This is a genomic window from Nonomuraea diastatica (assembly GCF_004349015.1).
Lineage (GTDB): Bacteria > Actinomycetota > Actinomycetes > Streptosporangiales > Streptosporangiaceae > Nonomuraea > Nonomuraea diastatica.
Genome location: NZ_SMKP01000035.1, coordinates 10,576 through 28,213 on the forward strand (window position 1 = coordinate 10,576; position 17,638 = coordinate 28,213).

11 protein-coding genes are annotated in these 17,638 nt (G+C 73.1%); 7 read left to right on the forward strand and 4 right to left on the reverse strand.

All coding sequences use genetic code 11. The annotated features are described in order from the left end of the window. The first annotated feature begins 109 nt into the window (after positions 1–109). Positions 110–3,223 (forward strand): ATP-binding protein, encoded by a 3,114-nt coding sequence (locus E1294_RS14840; protein ID WP_246083020.1) that lies wholly within the window; start codon positions 110–112, stop codon positions 3,221–3,223. On the opposite strand, the gene E1294_RS14845 is transcribed toward E1294_RS14840, so the two are convergent. The 3 genes from E1294_RS14845 to E1294_RS14855 form a co-directional block, all read right to left on the reverse strand. Then, positions 3,205–4,041, reverse strand: a complete 837-nt coding sequence (locus tag E1294_RS14845; protein ID WP_132508858.1) for an ABC transporter permease — start codon at positions 4,039–4,041, stop codon at positions 3,205–3,207. The genes E1294_RS14840 and E1294_RS14845 overlap by 19 nt on opposite strands. After that, complete coding sequence (locus tag E1294_RS14850; RefSeq protein ID WP_132508860.1) at positions 4,038–5,039, reverse strand: ATP-binding cassette domain-containing protein; 1,002 nt, start codon at positions 5,037–5,039, stop codon at positions 4,038–4,040. The genes E1294_RS14845 and E1294_RS14850 overlap by 4 nt, the downstream gene beginning before the upstream one ends. An 82-nt stretch (positions 5,040–5,121) precedes the next feature. Continuing rightward, a complete protein-coding gene (locus E1294_RS14855; protein ID WP_132508862.1) occupies positions 5,122–5,778 on the reverse strand; it encodes an adenylate kinase family protein in 657 nt (218 codons plus the stop codon). A 185-nt stretch (positions 5,779–5,963) separates the two neighbouring features. Here E1294_RS14855 and E1294_RS14860 point away from each other — a divergent pair, with 185 nt between their 5' ends. The 6 genes from E1294_RS14860 to E1294_RS52685 all read left to right on the forward strand — a co-directional run bounded on the left by E1294_RS14860 (position 5,964) and on the right by E1294_RS52685 (position 15,082). Next, complete coding sequence (locus tag E1294_RS14860) at positions 5,964–7,277, forward strand: C39 family peptidase (RefSeq protein WP_281284433.1); 1,314 nt, start codon at positions 5,964–5,966, stop codon at positions 7,275–7,277. 178 nt (positions 7,278–7,455) lie between these two features. Then, positions 7,456–11,976, forward strand: a complete 4,521-nt coding sequence (locus E1294_RS14865; RefSeq protein WP_165977284.1) for a WD40 repeat domain-containing protein — start codon at positions 7,456–7,458, stop codon at positions 11,974–11,976. 140 nt (positions 11,977–12,116) lie between these two features. Continuing rightward, complete coding sequence (locus E1294_RS14870) at positions 12,117–12,989, forward strand: helix-turn-helix domain-containing protein (RefSeq protein WP_132508866.1); 873 nt, start codon at positions 12,117–12,119, stop codon at positions 12,987–12,989. Between the two features lie 210 nt (positions 12,990–13,199). Beyond that, positions 13,200–14,045, forward strand: a complete 846-nt coding sequence (locus E1294_RS14875; protein WP_132508868.1) for an oxidoreductase — start codon at positions 13,200–13,202, stop codon at positions 14,043–14,045. Between the two features lie 51 nt (positions 14,046–14,096). Further along, entirely contained in the window at positions 14,097–14,828 is a 732-nt protein-coding gene (locus tag E1294_RS14880) for an SDR family oxidoreductase (protein ID WP_132508870.1), read from the forward strand. Between the two features lie 101 nt (positions 14,829–14,929). Further along, on the forward strand, positions 14,930–15,082 hold the full coding sequence (locus E1294_RS52685) for a hypothetical protein (RefSeq protein WP_165977285.1): 153 nt from the start codon (positions 14,930–14,932) through the stop codon (positions 15,080–15,082). Positions 15,083–15,086: 4 nt separating this feature from the next. Here the strand turns inward: E1294_RS52685 and E1294_RS14885 are convergent, their stop codons facing one another. Further along, a complete protein-coding gene (locus E1294_RS14885; protein WP_132508872.1) occupies positions 15,087–17,309 on the reverse strand; it encodes an ATP-binding protein in 2,223 nt (740 codons plus the stop codon). Between the last annotated feature and the right edge of the window lie 329 nt (positions 17,310–17,638).

The window sequence follows — 17,638 nt, forward strand, 5'->3', positions numbered from 1 at the left end:
ATTCGAACGTAGTCCCGACCGGCGGTCATCGACAAACCATCCCGCGGCAGGAGGCGACGAGCTCCCTCGGCCGCGCCTTCCGTACGCGGCCTTCCGTATGGGTGCGCGCGTGGTCGGTGATCGCGCGCATACCCTGCTGGCCGTGCTCGCCCTGCACGGACGGGCAGGGGCCGGTGACAAGCGCCTGGTCGAGGAGTTGTGGCCCGACGAGGCGCCGGCCAACCCGACGAAGGCGCTGCAGGTGGTCGTCTCGCGGACCAGGGCGGCGACCTGCGCCGACGTCGTGGTGCGGGTCCCGCGCGGTTACCGGCTCGGGCTGGCCGCCGATCAGGTGGACGCGCTGCTGCTCGGCGCGCTGGTGGAGCAGGCACGGGCCGCGCTGGGCCAGGGCGACATGGCGCTCGCGGTCCGCCGCGCGGAGGAGGCCATGAGTCTCGTGGCGGGCGGCGTGGACGGCGCCACGGGCGCCCTCGCCGAGCTGAAGGACGTCGCGGCGACGCAGGTCGCCGAGGCGCGTCGCGTGGCGGCGATCGCACGGGGCAGGAGCGGCGCTCACGAGAGCGCGCTGCCGCTGCTGGAAGAGGCTGCGGCCGACCGGCCGCACGACGAGGAGCTGCTCGCCTGCCTGCTGCGCAGCGAGGCCGCCGTACGCGGTGCCGCCGCCGCTCTGGAGCGCTACGAGCGGTATCGCGCGGGCCTGGTCGCCCGGCTCGGCACCGGGCCAGGGCCCGAGCTCGCCCGCGTGCACGCCGAGCTCCTCGCCGCGGACCGGCCGGTGCGCGCGGGCATCCAGTTCGACGGTTCCTCGCTGCTCGGCCGCGACGGCGACATCAGCGCGGTGCACGCCCTGGTGCAGGCCCATCGCGTGGTCTCCGTCGTCGGCCCCGGCGGGCTGGGCAAGACGCGGCTGGCTCACGTCGCGGGCAGGAACGCCGCGCAGCCCGTCGCTCACTTCGTCGAGCTCGTCGGCGTCTCCTCGCCGGAGGGCGTGGTGGGCGAGGTGGGCTCGGCGCTCGGAGTCCGCGACTCGGTCAGCGGGCGTCGTGCCCTGACCGCCGAGCAGCGCTCCGACGTTCGCGCCCGGATCGCCCGGCATCTCGACCAGGCTCCGGCGCTGCTGATCCTGGACAACTGCGAGCACGTGATCGAGGCCGTCGCCGACCTGGTGGCGTTCCTGACCGTGACGACCCGCGACCTGCGGGTGCTCATCACCTCACGTGCCCCCTTGTCGATCCCCGCGGAGCGCGTCTACCTCCTCGGCGAGCTGCCCACGGGCGACGCGGTCGAGTTGTTCCGCCAGCGCGCCACGGCCGCCCGCCCGGGTGTGCGGATCGAGGAGGGCGTGGTCGAGAAGGTCGTCGCCCGCCTCGACGGGCTGCCGCTCGCCATCGAGCTGGCCGCCGCCAAGGTGCGGGTGATGTCGGTGGAGGAGATCGCGCGCCGCCTGGCGGACCGGTTCGCCCTGCTGCGCGGCGGGAACCGTACGGCCCCCGACCGGCACCAGACGCTGCTCGCGGTCATCGACTGGTCGTGGAACCTGCTGGGCGAGCAGGAACGGCGGGCGTTGCGATGGTTGTCGTTGTTCGGCGACGGTTTCACGCTGGCCGCGGCCGAGCACGTCCTCGGCCTGGACGCCCTGGGCGCCGTGGACGCGCTGACCCAGCAGTCGATGCTGAGCGTCCGCGAGACGGCGTACGGCCTGCGCTACCGGATGCTGGAGACCGTCAGGGAGTTCGGGCGGATGCGGCTGGAGGAGGCCGGCGAGGAGGCGCCCGCCCGGGCGGCGCAGCTGGCCTGGGCGACGGCGTACGCCGAGGAACACGCCTCCGCCCTGTTCGGCCCGGCGCAGTTCGCGGCGGCGGAGGCGTTGCGGGCCGAGGAGAGCAATCTCGCCGACCTGCTCAGACAGGCCCTCGGCGAGCCCGATCCCGCCACGGCGGTCCAGTTGCTGGTCGGTGTCGGCGCACTGTGGTCGATCCGCGGCGACCACGTCAGGATCCTCGTGCTCCTGGACGCGATCACCGACGTGGTCAGCGGCTGGGCGCCGCCGCCGGACCTCGTCGAGTCGGCCAGGGTCGCCGTTCTGATCACGCTCATGAACACCATGATCATCACTGGCCGCCACAGCGACCCGCTGCGCGACCTCCTGCGTACGCTGCCCACCAGTGACGCGACGGATCCCCGCGTGGCGGCGACGGCCACGGTGGTGCTGGCGTGCGGCGACGGCGACGACGTACGCCGCCGGCTGGAGGAGTTGCGCGGGAGCCCCGACCGTCACGTGGCCCTGGCGGCGGCGCAGGCGAGCGTCCACTTCCTGGAGAACGCGGGAGACCTGACCGGGGCGACCGAGGCCGCCGAGCAGACCCTGTCGATGCTCCACGACGATGAAGGACCATGGATCGCCGCGACCACGCATGCCGTGCTGGCTCACCTGGCCACGCACCTCGGCGACCATCGGCGGGCGGTCGGGCACGCGCGCACCGCCATCCCGGCGCTGAGCCGGCTGGGCGCCGTCGACGACGAGACCCAGCTCCGCGCGGTGCTGCTGACCTCCGCGCTGGCCGACGGCGAGGTCGGCGCCGCGGAGGCCGAGCTCGCGACGATCGTCCGGATCAACGACAACGAGGCGGTGCTGGGCGGGGCGGCGCTCGTCTCGTTGTGCGCGGCCGAGCTCGCCCTAGCCCGCGGCGAGACGGCCGCCGCGCTCGCGGAATACCGCCGGGCCGTCCAGCGGGCTCGCGACCTGCGGTTGCCCGGGGTGCCGCGCACGGACACCATACCTTGGACGATCATCGCGGAATCGGTCACCCTGACGGCGTACGCGTACCACGCCCAGCCGGAGGACGTCCGCTACGGCGAGGAGCTGTTCTCCGCCGTGCGGAGCCACGACATGCTGGCCGTGTCCGCCCCCGTGCTCGACTTCCCGCTGTGCGGCTCGATGCTCTTCGCGCTCGGCGCGTGGGGGTTGCTACGGGAGGCGACGGCTCCCCGCGACGCCATCAGGCTGCTGGTGCTGGCCGAGCGTTTCTCGTTCAACAGCAGCATGCCGACCATGGCCTTCGAGCGGATCGAGCCGCACGCGGAGCGGGCCGCGCCCGGCATGATCGCCGCCGTGCGGGCCGGATACGGCGGCCGACGCGGCTCCGACCTGCTCGACGAGGCCCGCAGGCAGGTCGAACAGGTCTCCGGCCGTGACGGCGGCGGTCACATGTGCCGCTTGTAGCTGCGTACCGACAGCGGCGCGAAGATCGCGATGACGATCAGGCACGCCAGGAGCGTCCAGGCCACCTCTCCGCTGACGAGGGCGCTGTTGGCGAGGTCGCGGGCGGCCGTGACCAGGTGTGAGACCGGGTTGACCCGGACGAACGCGGCCAGCCAGCCGGGCAGGGTCTCGACGGGGACGAACGCGTTCGACAGGAACGTCAGCGGGAACAAGATCATCATGGAGATGCCCTGCACGGCCTGGGCGCTCCTGGCGATCGTGCCGACCCACGTGAAGACCCACGCCAGCGACCAGCCCGTGAAGATCGCCAGCAGGATCGCGGCGAGCACGCCGCCCGCGTTGCCGCCCGGACGGTAGCCCATCACCAGGCCCATGCCGAAGGTCAGCGTGGCCGCGATCGTGTAGCGCAGGAGGTCGGCCACCATCGGCCCGGCGAGCGGCGCGATCCGGGCGATCGGCAGCGACTTGAACCGGTCGAAGACGCCCTTCTCCATGTCCTCGCGGAGTTGTGCGCCGGTGGCCATGCACGTCGTCAGCACGGTCTGGGCGAGGATGCCGGGGACCATGAGGGGGAGGTAGCTCTCCACGTCGCCGGAGATGGCGCCACCGAAGATGAAGGCGAACATCGCGGTGAACAGGATGGGCTGCAACGCCACGTCGAAGAACTGCTCCGGGTTCCGGAGCATCTTCTTGAGCGCCCGCCACGCCATCGTCATGGTCTGACCGAGCGTCTCCCCCACGGTGACGCGCCGCCTGGCGGCCGCCACGCGGTCGGCGGCACTGACCGCCTCGCGGGCGGGTGCCATCGTGGTGGTCATCGCTCCTCCCCCGTTCCATGGCCCGTGAGGGCGAGGAACACCTCGTCCAGGCTGGGCTTGGCCACGCTCACCGAGGAGATCGACACCCCGGCGGTACGCAGCTCGATCAGTACCTCGCCGGCCAGGTCGGCCTGGTCGAGGGCGACGTTGAGGCGGCCCCGCTCCGGGCTGAGCACCGGGTCGGAGCCGAGGACGCGCCGGACGACCTCCACGGCGGCGGGCACGTCGTCCGGCTCGGTGAGCAGCAACTGGAGGGCGGAGTCGCCCACCGCGGTCTTCAACTCGTCGGGGGTGCCCTCGGCGACCTTGCGGCCGTGATCGATGACGGCGACGCGATCGGCCAGCTGGTCGGCCTCGTCCAGGTATTGCGTGGTCAGCAGCACCGTGCACCCTTGGGCGACCAGGCCGCGGATGGTGCCCCACATCTGGCCGCGCGTACGCGGGTCGAGACCTGTGGTCGGCTCGTCGAGGAAGATCAGCGGAGGCCTGGTGATCAGGCTGGCCGCCAGGTCGAGGCGCCGGCGCATGCCGCCGGAGAACTGCGCGATGGCCTTGTCGGCGGCCTCCTCCAGGCCGAACTGCCCCAGTAGCTCGGCGGCGACGCGCCGGGCGCGCGGCGCCGCGATGCCCTGCAGGCGGCTGAAGAGCCAGAGGTTCTCGCGGGCCGTCAGGTTCTCGTCGACCGACGCGTACTGTCCGGTGACGCCGACCAGCTGGCGGATCACGTGCGGGTTGCCGGCCACGTCGACCCCGAAAATCTCGGCGCGGCCCGCGTCGATCGTCAACAGGGTGGCCAGCATCCGCAACATGGTGGTCTTGCCGGCCCCGTTCGGGCCGAGGACGCCGAAGATCTCACCGGCGCGTACGTTCAGGTCGATCCCGTCGACGGCACGGTGCTCGACGAACGTCTTCACCAGCCCTTCCGTGCGTACGGCGGGATCGGTGCCCCCGCCGGGTGCCGGGCCGCCGCCGGTACGTCCGAGTTCTGTGATGCTCATGGCCCCACTCTCGGCGGCGGCGGTTTCACGGCACCCTCGACCGGGTTTCACCGGTTGCAGGGAGCTCGGCCGGGAGGTTCGGTCACGCGGTCTCCCCGGAATGGGGCGGGAGGCCGAGGCGGGTGCGGATGGCCTGCTGGACCGTGGTCTTGTCGGCGCGGGCGTCGATCGTCATGACGTACTCCTTGCGCCGGAACAGCTCCACGACCGGATCGTTCTTGGTGTGGTAGTCGCGCAGCCGCCTGGCCAGGGCGTCAGGGGTGTCGTCCGTCCGGGTGACGAGCTCCCCGCCGCACACGTCGCAGCGCCCCTCGGTCGAGGGCCGGTGCGCGATCAGGTTGTAGTCCATGCCGCAGCGCGAGCACAGCCGCCGGGCGAGGACGCGCCGGCGTACCTCCTCGTCCGGCAGGTCGAGATGGATCACCCCGTCGAGGTCGTAGCTCTCCAGGAAGAACTCGGCCTGGCGGCGGTTGCGCGGGAAGCCGTCGATGATGAACCCGTAGTTCCAGTCGTGCTGCTGGAGCCGGTCGCGGACGACGTCCTCCACCAGGTCGTCCCCCACCAGCTCCCCCGCCGCGACGAGGCGGCGCACCTGGGCGCCGAGCTTGGTGTGGTTCTTGACGTGCCAGCGGAAGATGTCGCCCACGCTGATGTGCACCAGATCGAGGTCATCGGCGAGCAGGGCGCTCTGGGTGCCCTTGCCGCTCCCTTGCACGCCCATGATCACATATTTCCGCATGTCACACTTCCCGGGGGTCATTTCTTATCTCTTGCGCATCGTCACCATCCCATCAGTGTTCATGCAGGCCGGAACGGAAAATCCCGTCATGAAGGTGGGATGACGATACGTAGATTTCCCGATGCTTTACAGACCGGTTGCGCCTATTGTCAGCCGGATCGAGCGCCTTCGGAGAAGGTGGGTCCATGCGTACGCCGCCGCCCGTATTCCTGTCGTTCCTGTCCTTCCTGTCCTTCATGTCGTTGCTGTCAAGCCTGCTCATCGCCACGACGTCCGCCGCTCCGGCGGGCGCGGCGGCGGGCTCGGCGGCGGGCTCGGCGGCGGGGACCGCGGACGTCACCCCGGACGTCGTCTTCCAGCGGGCCGACTTCGCCACCGGCACGGCCGAGGGCACCACGGCGGGCGACGGGCTGACGTTCGGCTCGGCCGCGGGCACCGTCTCCTACACCGACGCGCTCGGCACCAGGACATGGGAGCACGCGCGCTGGACGGGCACCGAGCGGGCCGTCGGGTTTCCCGCCACCGAACTGGTCGCCTCCTGGACGGCGGACGTCCCGCCGCGCTCATGGATGCAGGTCGAGACCCGCGCCAGGAACGCCGAGGGCCTCACGAAGTGGTACTCACTGGGCAGGTGGGCGTACGCGGAGGGCGACATCCGCCGCACGTCGGTGCCCGGGCAGGGCGACGGCGACGCGTCGGTGGCCGTGGACACCCTGGTCGCAGCCGCGGGCAAACCCATGACCGCCTACCAGCTGCGGTTGACCCTCTACCGCGCGCCCGGCTCCTCGGTGACGCCGCGGGTGCGCACGTCCGGCGTCATGGCCTCCCACGTGCCCGACCGCAAGTCGGTGCCGGTCAGCCCCGGCGGCGGTGCTTGGGGCACCGAGCTGGACGTGCCGCGCCGCTCGCAGAACGTGCACCAGGGCCACTACCCCGAGTGGGACGGCGGCGGCGAGGCATGGTGCAGCCCGACCTCGACCACCATGGTCCTCGGCTACTGGGACAAATGGCCCAGCGCCCAGGACACCTCCTGGGTCGACCCCTCCGATCCCAATCCCGAGGTCGACTACGCCGCCCGCTACACCTACGACCACGCCTACGAAGGCGCGGGCAACTGGCCGTTCAACACCGCCTACGCGGGACGGTACGGGATGGACGGGTTCGTCACCCGGCTGCGCTCGCTGACCGAGCTGGAACTGCTGATCAAGGCGGGCATCCCGGTCGTCACCTCGCAGTCGTTCAAGGAGAGCGAGCTGCCCGGAGCCGGATACGGCACCAACGGCCACCTCATGGTGATCGTCGGCTTCACCTCCGCCGGCGACGTGATCGCCAACGACCCGGCCTCCTCCGGCAACTCCACCGTACGCCGCGTCTATCCGCGCGCGAACTTCGAGAACGTGTGGCTCCGCAGTTCGAGCAGCGGCGGAGTGGCGTACGTCATCCACCCGCCCGGCCACACCCTGCCCGCCACGACTCCCGGGCTGCCCGCCAACTGGTGACGGCCGACTCGACGACGGGCGGAGACCTGCGTACCCTGTCAATCGGGAAAGGCGGGCCAGCTCGCCTGATTCCCTGCGTACAACGCCGATCGGGGGGTCGTCCGGTGAGCTGATGTCGCTGCGCACGGCGCCCTCGACAACCGTGCCCGACCCATCTCCCCATGCCGTGGAGCGCCGGATGACCGAGGACGATGCTGCGACGCTCGAGAAGACCCGGCTGGTGTGGCCTCCACGGCGAAGCCGTCCTTCCCTGCTGCTGTCGGACGAAGGCGCCCGCGTGCTGGTCGCGGGCACGGGCGCGCACCGTGCGCCGTCGCGGCTGCCGCAGGTGCCCGCCGTGCCGCCGACTGTCAACGACGTCGCCCAGTGCCTGGTGGAGCGGGCGGGCCTGGCCACGTCCGGCCTGAACGTGCTGCTCGACCCGGCGACCCCGGCCAACCTGGGCGAGGCGCTCGAGCGGGCGGCGCGCGAGGCCACCTCCGTGCTGATGTTCCACTACATCGGCCACGCCGTGTTCGGGCCCGACGACGAGCCGCACCTGGCGACGCGGGCCACCATCGACCTCGGCGACGGGGTGCCCGGCTACCAGGCGCTCCCCTACTCCGCTGTGCGCGACATCCTGTCGTCCTCGCGGGCCGAGCTCACCGTCGTGGTCCTCGACTGCTGCTTCACCGGCGCCGGCCGCCCCGTGCCGGCGAAGGCGATGGAGAAGGTGATCGACGCGCCCTGGCCGGGCGCTCACGTGCTCGCGTCGTCCGCCAAGGACGAGAACTCGTGGGCGCTGCCCGGCGTCCGGCACACGGCGCTCAGCGGGGCGCTGCTGCGGCTGCTGAACGAAGGCGATCCCGCAGGGCCGCACGACTTAACCCTCGACCACGTCCATCACCACCTGGCCCGCGTGCTCCCGGAAGGCGGGTTCCCCCGCCCTCGCCGCCAGGCCGCCGCCGGCCTGGGCGAACACCCGCCGCTCGCGCTCAACCCCGCCCAGACGGCCCGCCGCCCCCATGCGGGCCCGCCGATCGCCTCGCCCGGCGACCTGTCCAGCCCCTACCGCGGCCTTGTCCCCTACACGGCCGAGCAGGCCGAGCTGTTCTTCGGCCGGGAGAGCGCGACGAGGTCGCTGGCCACGCGGGTGCGGCAGGCCCTGCGGGAGGACCCTCCGCCCGTCGTCGTCGGCTCGCAGGCGTTCGAGGCCGGCGGGCCGCTCATCGTCACCGGCGCCTCGGGTTGCGGGAAATCGTCGTTGTTGCGGGCCGGGCTGATCCCCGCCATGCGGCGCGACCTCGGTGACGAGCTGCCGTGCGTCGTGCTGACCCCCGGCGCGGAGCCGACGGCGGCGCTGGCGCGCGAGCTGGCGGCGCTGGGCGGCGGCGCGCCCGACCGGCTGCGCGCGGTCATCGAGTCCGATCCCGGCGCGGCGCGGCGGGCGCTCACGGGCGTCAAGGGACGCACGCTGCTGGTGGTCGACCAGTTCGAGGAGCTGTTCATCGCCTGCACCGACGAGCGGGCTCGGCGCCGGTTCGTCGAGGCGCTCGCCGACCTGTCCAGGAACGTGGCCGTCGTGCTCGCCGTGCGCGCCGACTTCTTCGGGCGCTGCGCGGCCTACCCCGGCCTGCTGGAGGCCATGAAGCGGCCCGAGATCGTCTCACCCATGACCGGGGCCGAGCTGCGCGCGGTGATCGAGCAGCCCGCCCTGCGCTCCGGCCTCTCGCTGGAGTCCGGGCTCACCGACCTGCTGCTGGAGGATCTCCAGGCGAACGCCGACGCGCTCGAACGGTCGGGCGGCCCGCTGCCGCTGCTGTCCCACGCCCTGCTGGCCACCTGGCAGCGGCGTTCCGGCGGCATGCTCACCATGGCCGGCTACCGGTCGGCCGGCGGCGTCACCGGGGCGCTGGCGAGCAGCGCCGAGGACACCCTGCGAGGACTCGGCGCGGAGTTCGAGCCGATGGCGCGCGACCTGCTGATCAGGCTGGTCCAGGTGGACGACCAGATCGGCGGTACGAAACGGCGGGTCGCGCTCGCCGAACTGCTGCCGGGCAACCCGTCGGTGGCCGGGCAGGTGCTGGCCGAGTTCGTCCGCACCCGGCTCGTCACCGTGGGGAACGACGAGGCGGAGATCACCCACGAGGCGCTCATCCGAGCCTGGCCCAGGCTCGGCGGCTGGATCGACGCCGGCCGCGCCGGGCTGCTCGTCCAGCGCCGCCTGACCGAGGACGCCCAGCTCTGGCAGCAGCAGGAGCAGGACCCCGCCTACCTGTACGACGCGGGCCGCCTCGCGGCCGCGCTCGCGGTGGTGGGCGGCCGTCCCGCCGGCTCCGCCTCCCACGGCCCCGTGCCGAGCCCGGCGGGCCCCGGCGGCGCCGCGCGACCTGGCCCGGCGCCGGCCGCGCCCGTCGAGGACGTGATCTCCAGGACGGAGCGGGAGTTCCTCGACGCGTCGGAGCAGCGGCAGAACCGCCGCGTGCAGATCGCCCGCGGGGTGATCGCCGCTCTCTCGGTGCTCCTGCTCGTGGCCGTGAGCGGCGCCGTGGTGGCGCTGGTGCAGCGAGGTCAGGCGAGCAGCCAGGCCACGACGGCGGCCACGCAACGCGACCAGGCCCTGTCGCGCCAGGTCGCCGCCACCGCCGGCCACATGCCCGACACGTCGCTCGCGGCGCAGCTCGCGCTCAGCGCCTTCCAGGTCTCGCCCACGGCGGAGGCCCGCGGGGCGCTGCTCAGCACGCTCTCGCGCCCGGTCGGCGCGCGGCTCGTCGGGCACACCGCGCCCGTCGAGCGGGTGGTCTACCGCCCCGACGGCCGGGTGGCCGCGACCGCGTCCAGCGACCTCACGGCCCGGCTGTGGAACGTCGCCGACCCCCTCCGCCCGAAGGCTTTGGGCGTCGTGAAGGGCCACACGGGCAGCGTGGAGGCGGTGGCGTTCAGCACGAACGGGCGGATCCTCGCCACCGGGTCCACCGACGAGACCGCCCGGCTGTGGGACGTCTCCAACACCGCCAAGCCCGCAGCCATGGCCACGCTCAAGGGGCACAAAGAGCGCGTGCTCTCCGTGGCGTTCAGTCCCAAGGGCACCATCATGGCCTCCGCCTCCGCCGACCGGACCGTCCTGCTGTGGGATCTCACCGACCCGCGCAAGCCCAAGCGGGTGGCCGTGCTGCAGCAGAGCTCCGACATCTCCGAGGTGGCCTTCAGCCCCGACGGCAGCCTGATCGCCGTGACGTCGTCCACCGGCGGCGTCGCGCTGCTCGACGTACGCACTCCCGCCAAGCCGACCAGCCTGGCGGTGCTGCCCGCGCAGGACGGCGCGGTCAGGAGCGTGGCGTTCTCCTCCGACGGCGTCTACCTCGCCACCGGCTCCGACAGCGGCAAGGTGCACGTGTGGAACGTCACCGCCACCAAGCTCGTCGGCACGGCGAGCGGGCACGGCTCGACGGTCGGTGACGTGGCGTTCAGCCCCGACGGCAAGATCCTGGCCAGCTCCTCCACCGACGGCACCGCCCGCGTGTGGGATCTGTCCAGCCCCAGCTCGCCGCAGGCCGTCGCCACGCTGGCGGGCTCCGGCGGCGCGGTCACCGGCGTGGCGTTCAGCCCGAACGGCCAGAACCTCGCCACCTCCGCCGTGGATGGCACGACCCGCCTGTGGAACGTCGCCAACGCCGCCCGCGTATCGCCGCGCGCCAGGCTCACCGGCCACACGTCCACCGTCGGCGGGCTGGCCCTGTCCAAGGACGGCGACACCCTCGCCACCGCCTCCGACGACGAGAGCGTGAAGCTGTGGGACGTCTCCGATCCCGCGGTGTCCACGCCCCTGTCGACGTTGTCGGGACACACCGCCGCCGTCGTCGCGGCCTCGTTCGCCCCTGACGGCGAGCACCTGGTCACGGCCTCGCTCGACAGGACCGCCCGGCTGTGGGACGTCTCCGAGCCCGCCACTCCCAAGCTCGTGGCCACGCTCAAGGGGCACACGGACGGCGTGCGGTCAGCGGCGTACAGCCCGGACGGCACGAAGGTCGTGACGGCGGGCAAGGACGGCAAACTCTACCTGTGGGACGTGTCCACGCCCGCCGCCCCCAAGCGGGTGGCGGCGCCGGGCGTGGCCGACGAGATGCTCGACACGGTGGCGTTCCGGCCGGACAGCCGCGTCATCGCGACCAGTTCGCGCTCCTCCTACCTGCGGCTGTGGGACGTGTCCAAGCCCGCGGAGCCGCGCCGGCTGGCCAACGTCCCCGCCCACACCGGCGGCGTGCTCGACGTGCGGTTCAGCCCGGACGGCAAGACGCTCGCCACGACGGCCACCGACGGCACGACCCGGCTCTGGGACGTCGCCCAGCCTGAGCGGCCGCGACGGTTGTCGATCCTGCCCGGGCACTCCGCCGACGTGACCGGCGCCGCGTTCAACGCCAACGGCAGGACGCTCGCCACGGCGTCACGGGACGGCACCATCCGGGTGTGGAACATCGCCGACCGCGCCCGGCCGGTGTTGTGGGCGGTGCTCACGGGGTCGGGCTCGGTCAACGACGTCGAGTTCGGCCCCGAGGGCACGGTCCTGGCCGGCACCTCCGGCGTCGCGGCCCAGCTGTGGGGGCTCGACGTGGAGCAGGCGCGGGCGAACGTCTGCGAGACTTCGGGGATGACGATCACCAAGGCCGAATGGGCCCAATATCTTGCCGGCATCCCGTACAAAGCGCCCTGCGCGGCCTGATCCCCGCCCGGGGCCCGAGTGAGGAAAGCCGGTGCTACCCGATCCGGACGCCGCCGTCCGGATCGGGGACGGGATCGTGGGAGTAGCCCACCCACCCTCCGCGCTCCTGCCCGAGCGGCTCCTGTCCTAGCCTCGAAGGTATGAACAGGGACAACCTGCTCGGCCAGTTCCTGCGAGCCCGCCGCGAGGTGCTCCGGCCCGAGGATCTGGGCCTGCCGCCGGGCGCGCGCCGCCGGGTGGCGGGACTGCGCCGCGAAGAGGTGGCGCAGCTGGCCGGCGTGAGCACCGACTACTACGTACGGCTGGAGCAGGGCCGCGAACGCCACCCGTCCGCGCAGGTGGTCGACGCGCTGGCCCGCGCCCTCGCCCTGGAGGAGGACGCGGCCGCCCACCTGCACCAGCTGGCCGGCCCGTCCGTCAGAAGGCGCCCGGCGCTCCGGCGCGAACAGGTCAGCCCGCACCTGCTGCGCATGATGCAGGCCTGGCCCCACACGCCGGCGGTGGTGCTGGGCCGCTGCCTGACCGTGCTGGCAGGCAACACCCTGGGCAAGGCCCTGTTCGCCGGACACGCCCACAGCGGCGACCTGGTGCGGCTGGTGTTCCTCGACGCGGACGCGCGGGAGTTCTATCCCGACTGGGACCGGGTGGCGGTCAACACCGTCGCCGGGCTGCGCGCGGCGGCCGGCGCCGACCCCGACGACCCGCAGCTGATCGAGGTGGTGGGCGAGCTGTCGCTCAAGAGCGAGACCTTCCGCACGCTGTGGGCCCGCCACGACATCCGCCAGAAGACCCACGAGACCAAGCGGTTCCGCCACCCGCTGGTGGGCGAGCTGACGCTCCGCTACGAGTCGCTGACCGTGAACGGCGCCCCCGGCCAGCAGCTGGTCGTCTACCAGGCCGACCCGGGCAACCCTTCTGAGGAGGCGCTGGCCCTGCTGGGCAGCCTGACGGCCGAGGAAGAAGTACGGCGTCCGGCGCACGCCGCCGAACGACCGCCCGTCACCGAGGACTGATCCCCCACCGGCCACGCGCCCGCCGAGATGGCCGGCGCGCCGGTCGGTCATGCCCGAAAACGAACGCCCGGGAACGACCACACCGACCAGCGACCACAGCGCACGACCAACGACCACACATCGACCACTGACCGCGTATCGACCACTGACCGCGCACGACGACGACCGCGTGAACACGTAGACCACCACCACGTTGGAGTGACTCCTCGCATGACCACCAGTGACACGCCCGTCTGGTTCATCACCGGCTGCTCCACCGGTCTCGGCCGGGCGCTGGCCGCCGCCGTCCTGGAGGGTGGCGGGCGCGCGGCCGTCACCGCCCGCGCCCCGGAGCAGGTCGCGGACCTGGCCGCCCGCCACGGCGACCGGGCCCTGCCCCTGCCGCTCGACGTCACCGACCAGGGTCAGATCAAGGAGGCCGTCGCGCGGGCCGAGTCCGCCTTCGGCCGCATCGACGTCCTGGTCAACAACGCCGGGTACGGCTATCTGGCCGCCGTCGAGGAGGGCGAGGACCGCGAGGCCCGCGCGCTGTTCGACACGAACGTCTTCGGCCTGCTGGACGTCACCAAGGCCGTGCTCCCCGGCATGCGCGCCCGCCGCGCCGGCCACATCGTGAACGTCTCCTCGCTCGGCGGCCTGGCGGCCTTCGGCGCCACCGGCTACTACCACGCCACCAAGTTCGCCGTGGAAGGCGTGTCGGAATCGCTGGCCGCGGAGGTGGCACCGCTGGGCATCAAGGTCACGATCGTGGAGCCCGGCGCGTTCCGTACCAACTGGTCCGGCCCTTCCATGCGCCAGTCTCCCGTACGGATCGACGACTACGCGCAGACGGCGGGCGCGCGCCGCGCCGCCACGCTGGCGACCTACGGCAACCAGCCCGGCGACCCTGAACGGGCGGCCCAGGCGATCATCGCCGCGGTCGGAGCCGACGAGCCGCCGCTCCGCCTGTTGCTGGGCAGGACGGCGTACGACGTCGCCTCGGCCCGGCTGGACACCCTCAGAACCGGCTTCGACGCCTGGCGTGACCTCACGCTCAGCGCTGACTTCCCGAAATGAGCCGGCTTCCCGAATGGAGCCGGCGTCTCGAAGCGAAAGAGAGCGCCCGACATGACCACCACTGAGAAGATCGTCCTGATCACCGGTGCCAGCAGCGGCATCGGCCAGGCCACCGCGCTGCGGCTGGCAGGCGACGGCAACCACGTCGTCATCGGCGCCCGCCGCACGGACCGTCTCGATGACCTGGCCACCCGGATCAAGGAGGGCGGCGGCACGGTCGACGTACACCGCCTCGACGTGACCGACCGCGAGGACGTCGCCGCGTTCGCCGACACCGCCGCGAAGCGGCACGGCCGGATCGACGTGATCGTGAACAACGCCGGCGTGATGCCGCTGTCCCGGCTCGACTCCCTGCTGGTGGAGGAGTGGGACCGGATGATCGACGTGAACGTGCGCGGCCTGCTGCACGGCATCGCCGCCGCACTCCCGCACTTCCAGCGGCAGGGCGGCGGCCATTTCGTCACCGTCGCCTCCATCGGCGCCCACGAGGTGGTGCCGACGGGCGCGGTCTACTGCGCCACGAAGTACGCCGCCTGGGCGATCACCGAGGGCCTGCGCCAGGAGCTCGACCCGAGCATCCGCGTCACCACCGTCTCACCGGGCGTCGTGGAGTCCGAGCTCGCCGACACCATCACCGAGGCCAGCGCCCAGGAGGCGATGCGCACCTACCGGGCGGACTCCATCCCGCCGTCCGCGATCGCCGACGCCATCGCGTACGCGATCGGCCAGCCGCCGGAGGTGGACGTGAACGAGCTGATCATCCGCCCGGCTCGGCAGCGCTGACCGGCGTGGCGCGGTCGGCACCGCGTCCGTGAGGGCTGGTCGGGCGGCAGCACCGCAGGCTCACCCGCGCCAAGCAGACCACGCAGGAGTGGCGTGACCGGGTGGACCTGGTCGACACCGGCGACACGACCATCGCCGCCGATCAGGACGGCTATCGTTACCTCGGGGTCGACAGCACGGGGATGACGCCCGAGCTGACGGTGGCGGAGATCAAGCGGGCGATCCCGGAGATCTACGGCCCGCCGGGGCTCTGATCATTCAGCCGGGCGGGCCGCCGTTGTGCGGGCCCTCGCCCTGCGGTTGGAGCGCGTACGCGATGCCCGCGTCGACGTCGCTGTCGTAACCCGTGGCGAACGCCAGGTGGTAGGCGGCGGGGCCGAGCGCCTCCTGTGCCCGCCGCTCACACGCCTTCCGTGTCGCGACCCACGCCGGCACGCTGGCCTGGGCCCGGCCGTGGGTGCTCCAGATGCGCTGGGCCAGCCCGAGCAGCCGCGCCGCGCGCTCGGCCTGGCCGGCCGCGCCCGCCGCGGAGGCCAGCAGGTCGACGGTCATGCCGATGCCGAAGCGGTCGTGCAGCCGCTGCTTGGTGCGCAGGGCCGCCTGGCCGTAGGAGACGGCCGCGCCGAGCCTGCCCCTGGTCAGCTCGACCCGCCCGCGCATGAAATCGACGTGTGAGCGCATCGACCGCTCGCCGCGCTGGTCGCACAGCGAGCGCACGTCGTCGAGCACGGCGATGGCGCCGTCGACGCGCGTGTCGACGGTCTGGGCGTGCGCGCGGCACAACAGCGCCAGCAGGTTGGGCAGGGTGAACGCGTCTTCCTTCCAGCGCGTCTCGTGGGCGTGGCGCGACGCGGCCAGCGCCCCGGCCGCGTCGCCGCGGATCACCGCGACCGCCGCTCTGAGCGCCCTGGCGCACGTGGCCGCGTAGGCGTCGCCGGCCTTCGCGGCCTCCTCGCACTGCGCGGCCCTGGTCGCGCAGCCGTCCGCGTCACCCTGGGTGCACGCCAGCAGGCCGTCGGCCCAGAGCGCCTGGACGAGGGCCGGGTCGGGAGGCGCGTCCGCGGCCGACGGCCGGACCGGACCTGGGGGCGCGTCCCCGGCCGTCGGCCCGGCGTGGGCCGGAGCGGGGGGCGCCTGGTGGCCGGCCATGGCCAGTGCCTGGGCGAGGTAGTGGCGGCCCTCCTTGGCGTGGCCGCAGCCGTACCAGAAGAAGGCCAGCGTCCCGGCCAGCTCCAGCGCCGGGCGGCCGTCGTCGCCGGCGAGGGAGGTCTCCAGCGCGGCACGCAGGTTGTCGTGCTCGCCGATCATCCGGTCGTACCAGGAGATCTGTCCCGGCCCGAGCCATCCGGCGGCGCCCCGGCCGGCCAGCGACAGGTAGTGGGCGCGGTGCCGCTGCTTGAACCGCTCCTCCTCGCCGAGCGCGCGCAGCCGGCCTGCGCCGTATTCGCGCAGCGTGTCGAGCATGCGGTAGCGCTCTCCCGCGCCCGTGGGCAGCCAGGTCAGGATCGACTCGTCCGACAGCGCGTCGAGCAGCAGGCCGATGTGCGACTCCGGCAGCCGGTCGTCGGCGCACACCACGCGGGCGGCGTCGGCGCCGAAGTCGCCCGCGAAGACCGACAGGCGGGCCCACAGCAGGCGCTCGGCCGGTTCGCACAGCTCGTGGCTCCACCCGACGGCGGTGCGGAGGTCCTGGTGCCAGGGCGGGTCGGCGTGCGCCGGGAGCCCGGAAGGGGTGTCGCCGAGCGCGGCGAACCGGTCGTCCAGCCGGTCGGCCAGCTCCTCGACGGGCAGCTCCCGCAGCCGCGCCGCGGCCAGCTCGATCGCCAGCGGGATGCCCTCCAGCCGCCGGCACAGCCGGATGACGGCCGCCTGGTCGTGGTCTGCGAGGTCGAAGCCGGGCACGACCTCTGCGGCGCGCTCGGCCAGCAGGGCCACCGCGTCGCCCCCGGCGGGCCCGGCGGGGGCGCCCGCGTCAGCTCCGTCGCCGGGGACCGGCAGCGGGGCGACCACGAGCACCAGCTCGCCCGGCGCCCGCAACGGGCGGCGGCCGGTGGCCAGCACGCGCAGCCCCGGCACGGCGGCGAGCAACGTCTCGACGGTGGCGGCGCAGGCGGTGACGAGGTGCTCGCAGGTGTCGAGGACGAGCAGCACCTCGCGCCCGGCCAGGTGCTCGGCCAGCACCTCCGCCATGGGGCGGGTGGTGTGGTCGGTGAGCTTGAGCGCTTCGGCGATGGCGTGCGGCAGCAGCGTGCCGTCGTCCAGCGGGGACAGCTCCACCAGCCAGGCGCCGCCGCTGAAGCCGGGTCGCAGCTCGGCGGCGGCCCGCAGGGCCAGGCGGGACTTGCCGACCCCGCCTGCGCCCGTGAGGGTCACCAGGCGCGAACGCCCGCAGGCCCGGCGCACCCGGTCGAGCTCCTGCCTGCGCCCGACGAAGGTCGTCGACTCCGCGGGAAGGTTGCCCGCCTGCCATCTGCCCGCCATCGTGATCGCCGCCTATCGCAGGGAGTTGAGCCAGCAGCTTGCCCGACGCTCCCACGCATCATCACGGAAAGTAAGCAAATAACTACACCGGTTCGGTGACAGATTGATATCGGCGGGCACGGCCGGGGCGCCGGCCAGGTCCGCGGTGGCGGCACGTCCGCGTACGCGCCGCCGTTCCGTTGCCGCGGCTTCCACGACGCGGGCATGTCGATGCGCCGGCCGTCACCGACGAGGTACACCTCCGCCCGGATCGGTAATGACAGCCACCCCGCCGAGAGATCGGGAGGTGTGCGGACGAGAACGCCTGGTCACCGCCGCGCCTTCGGGCG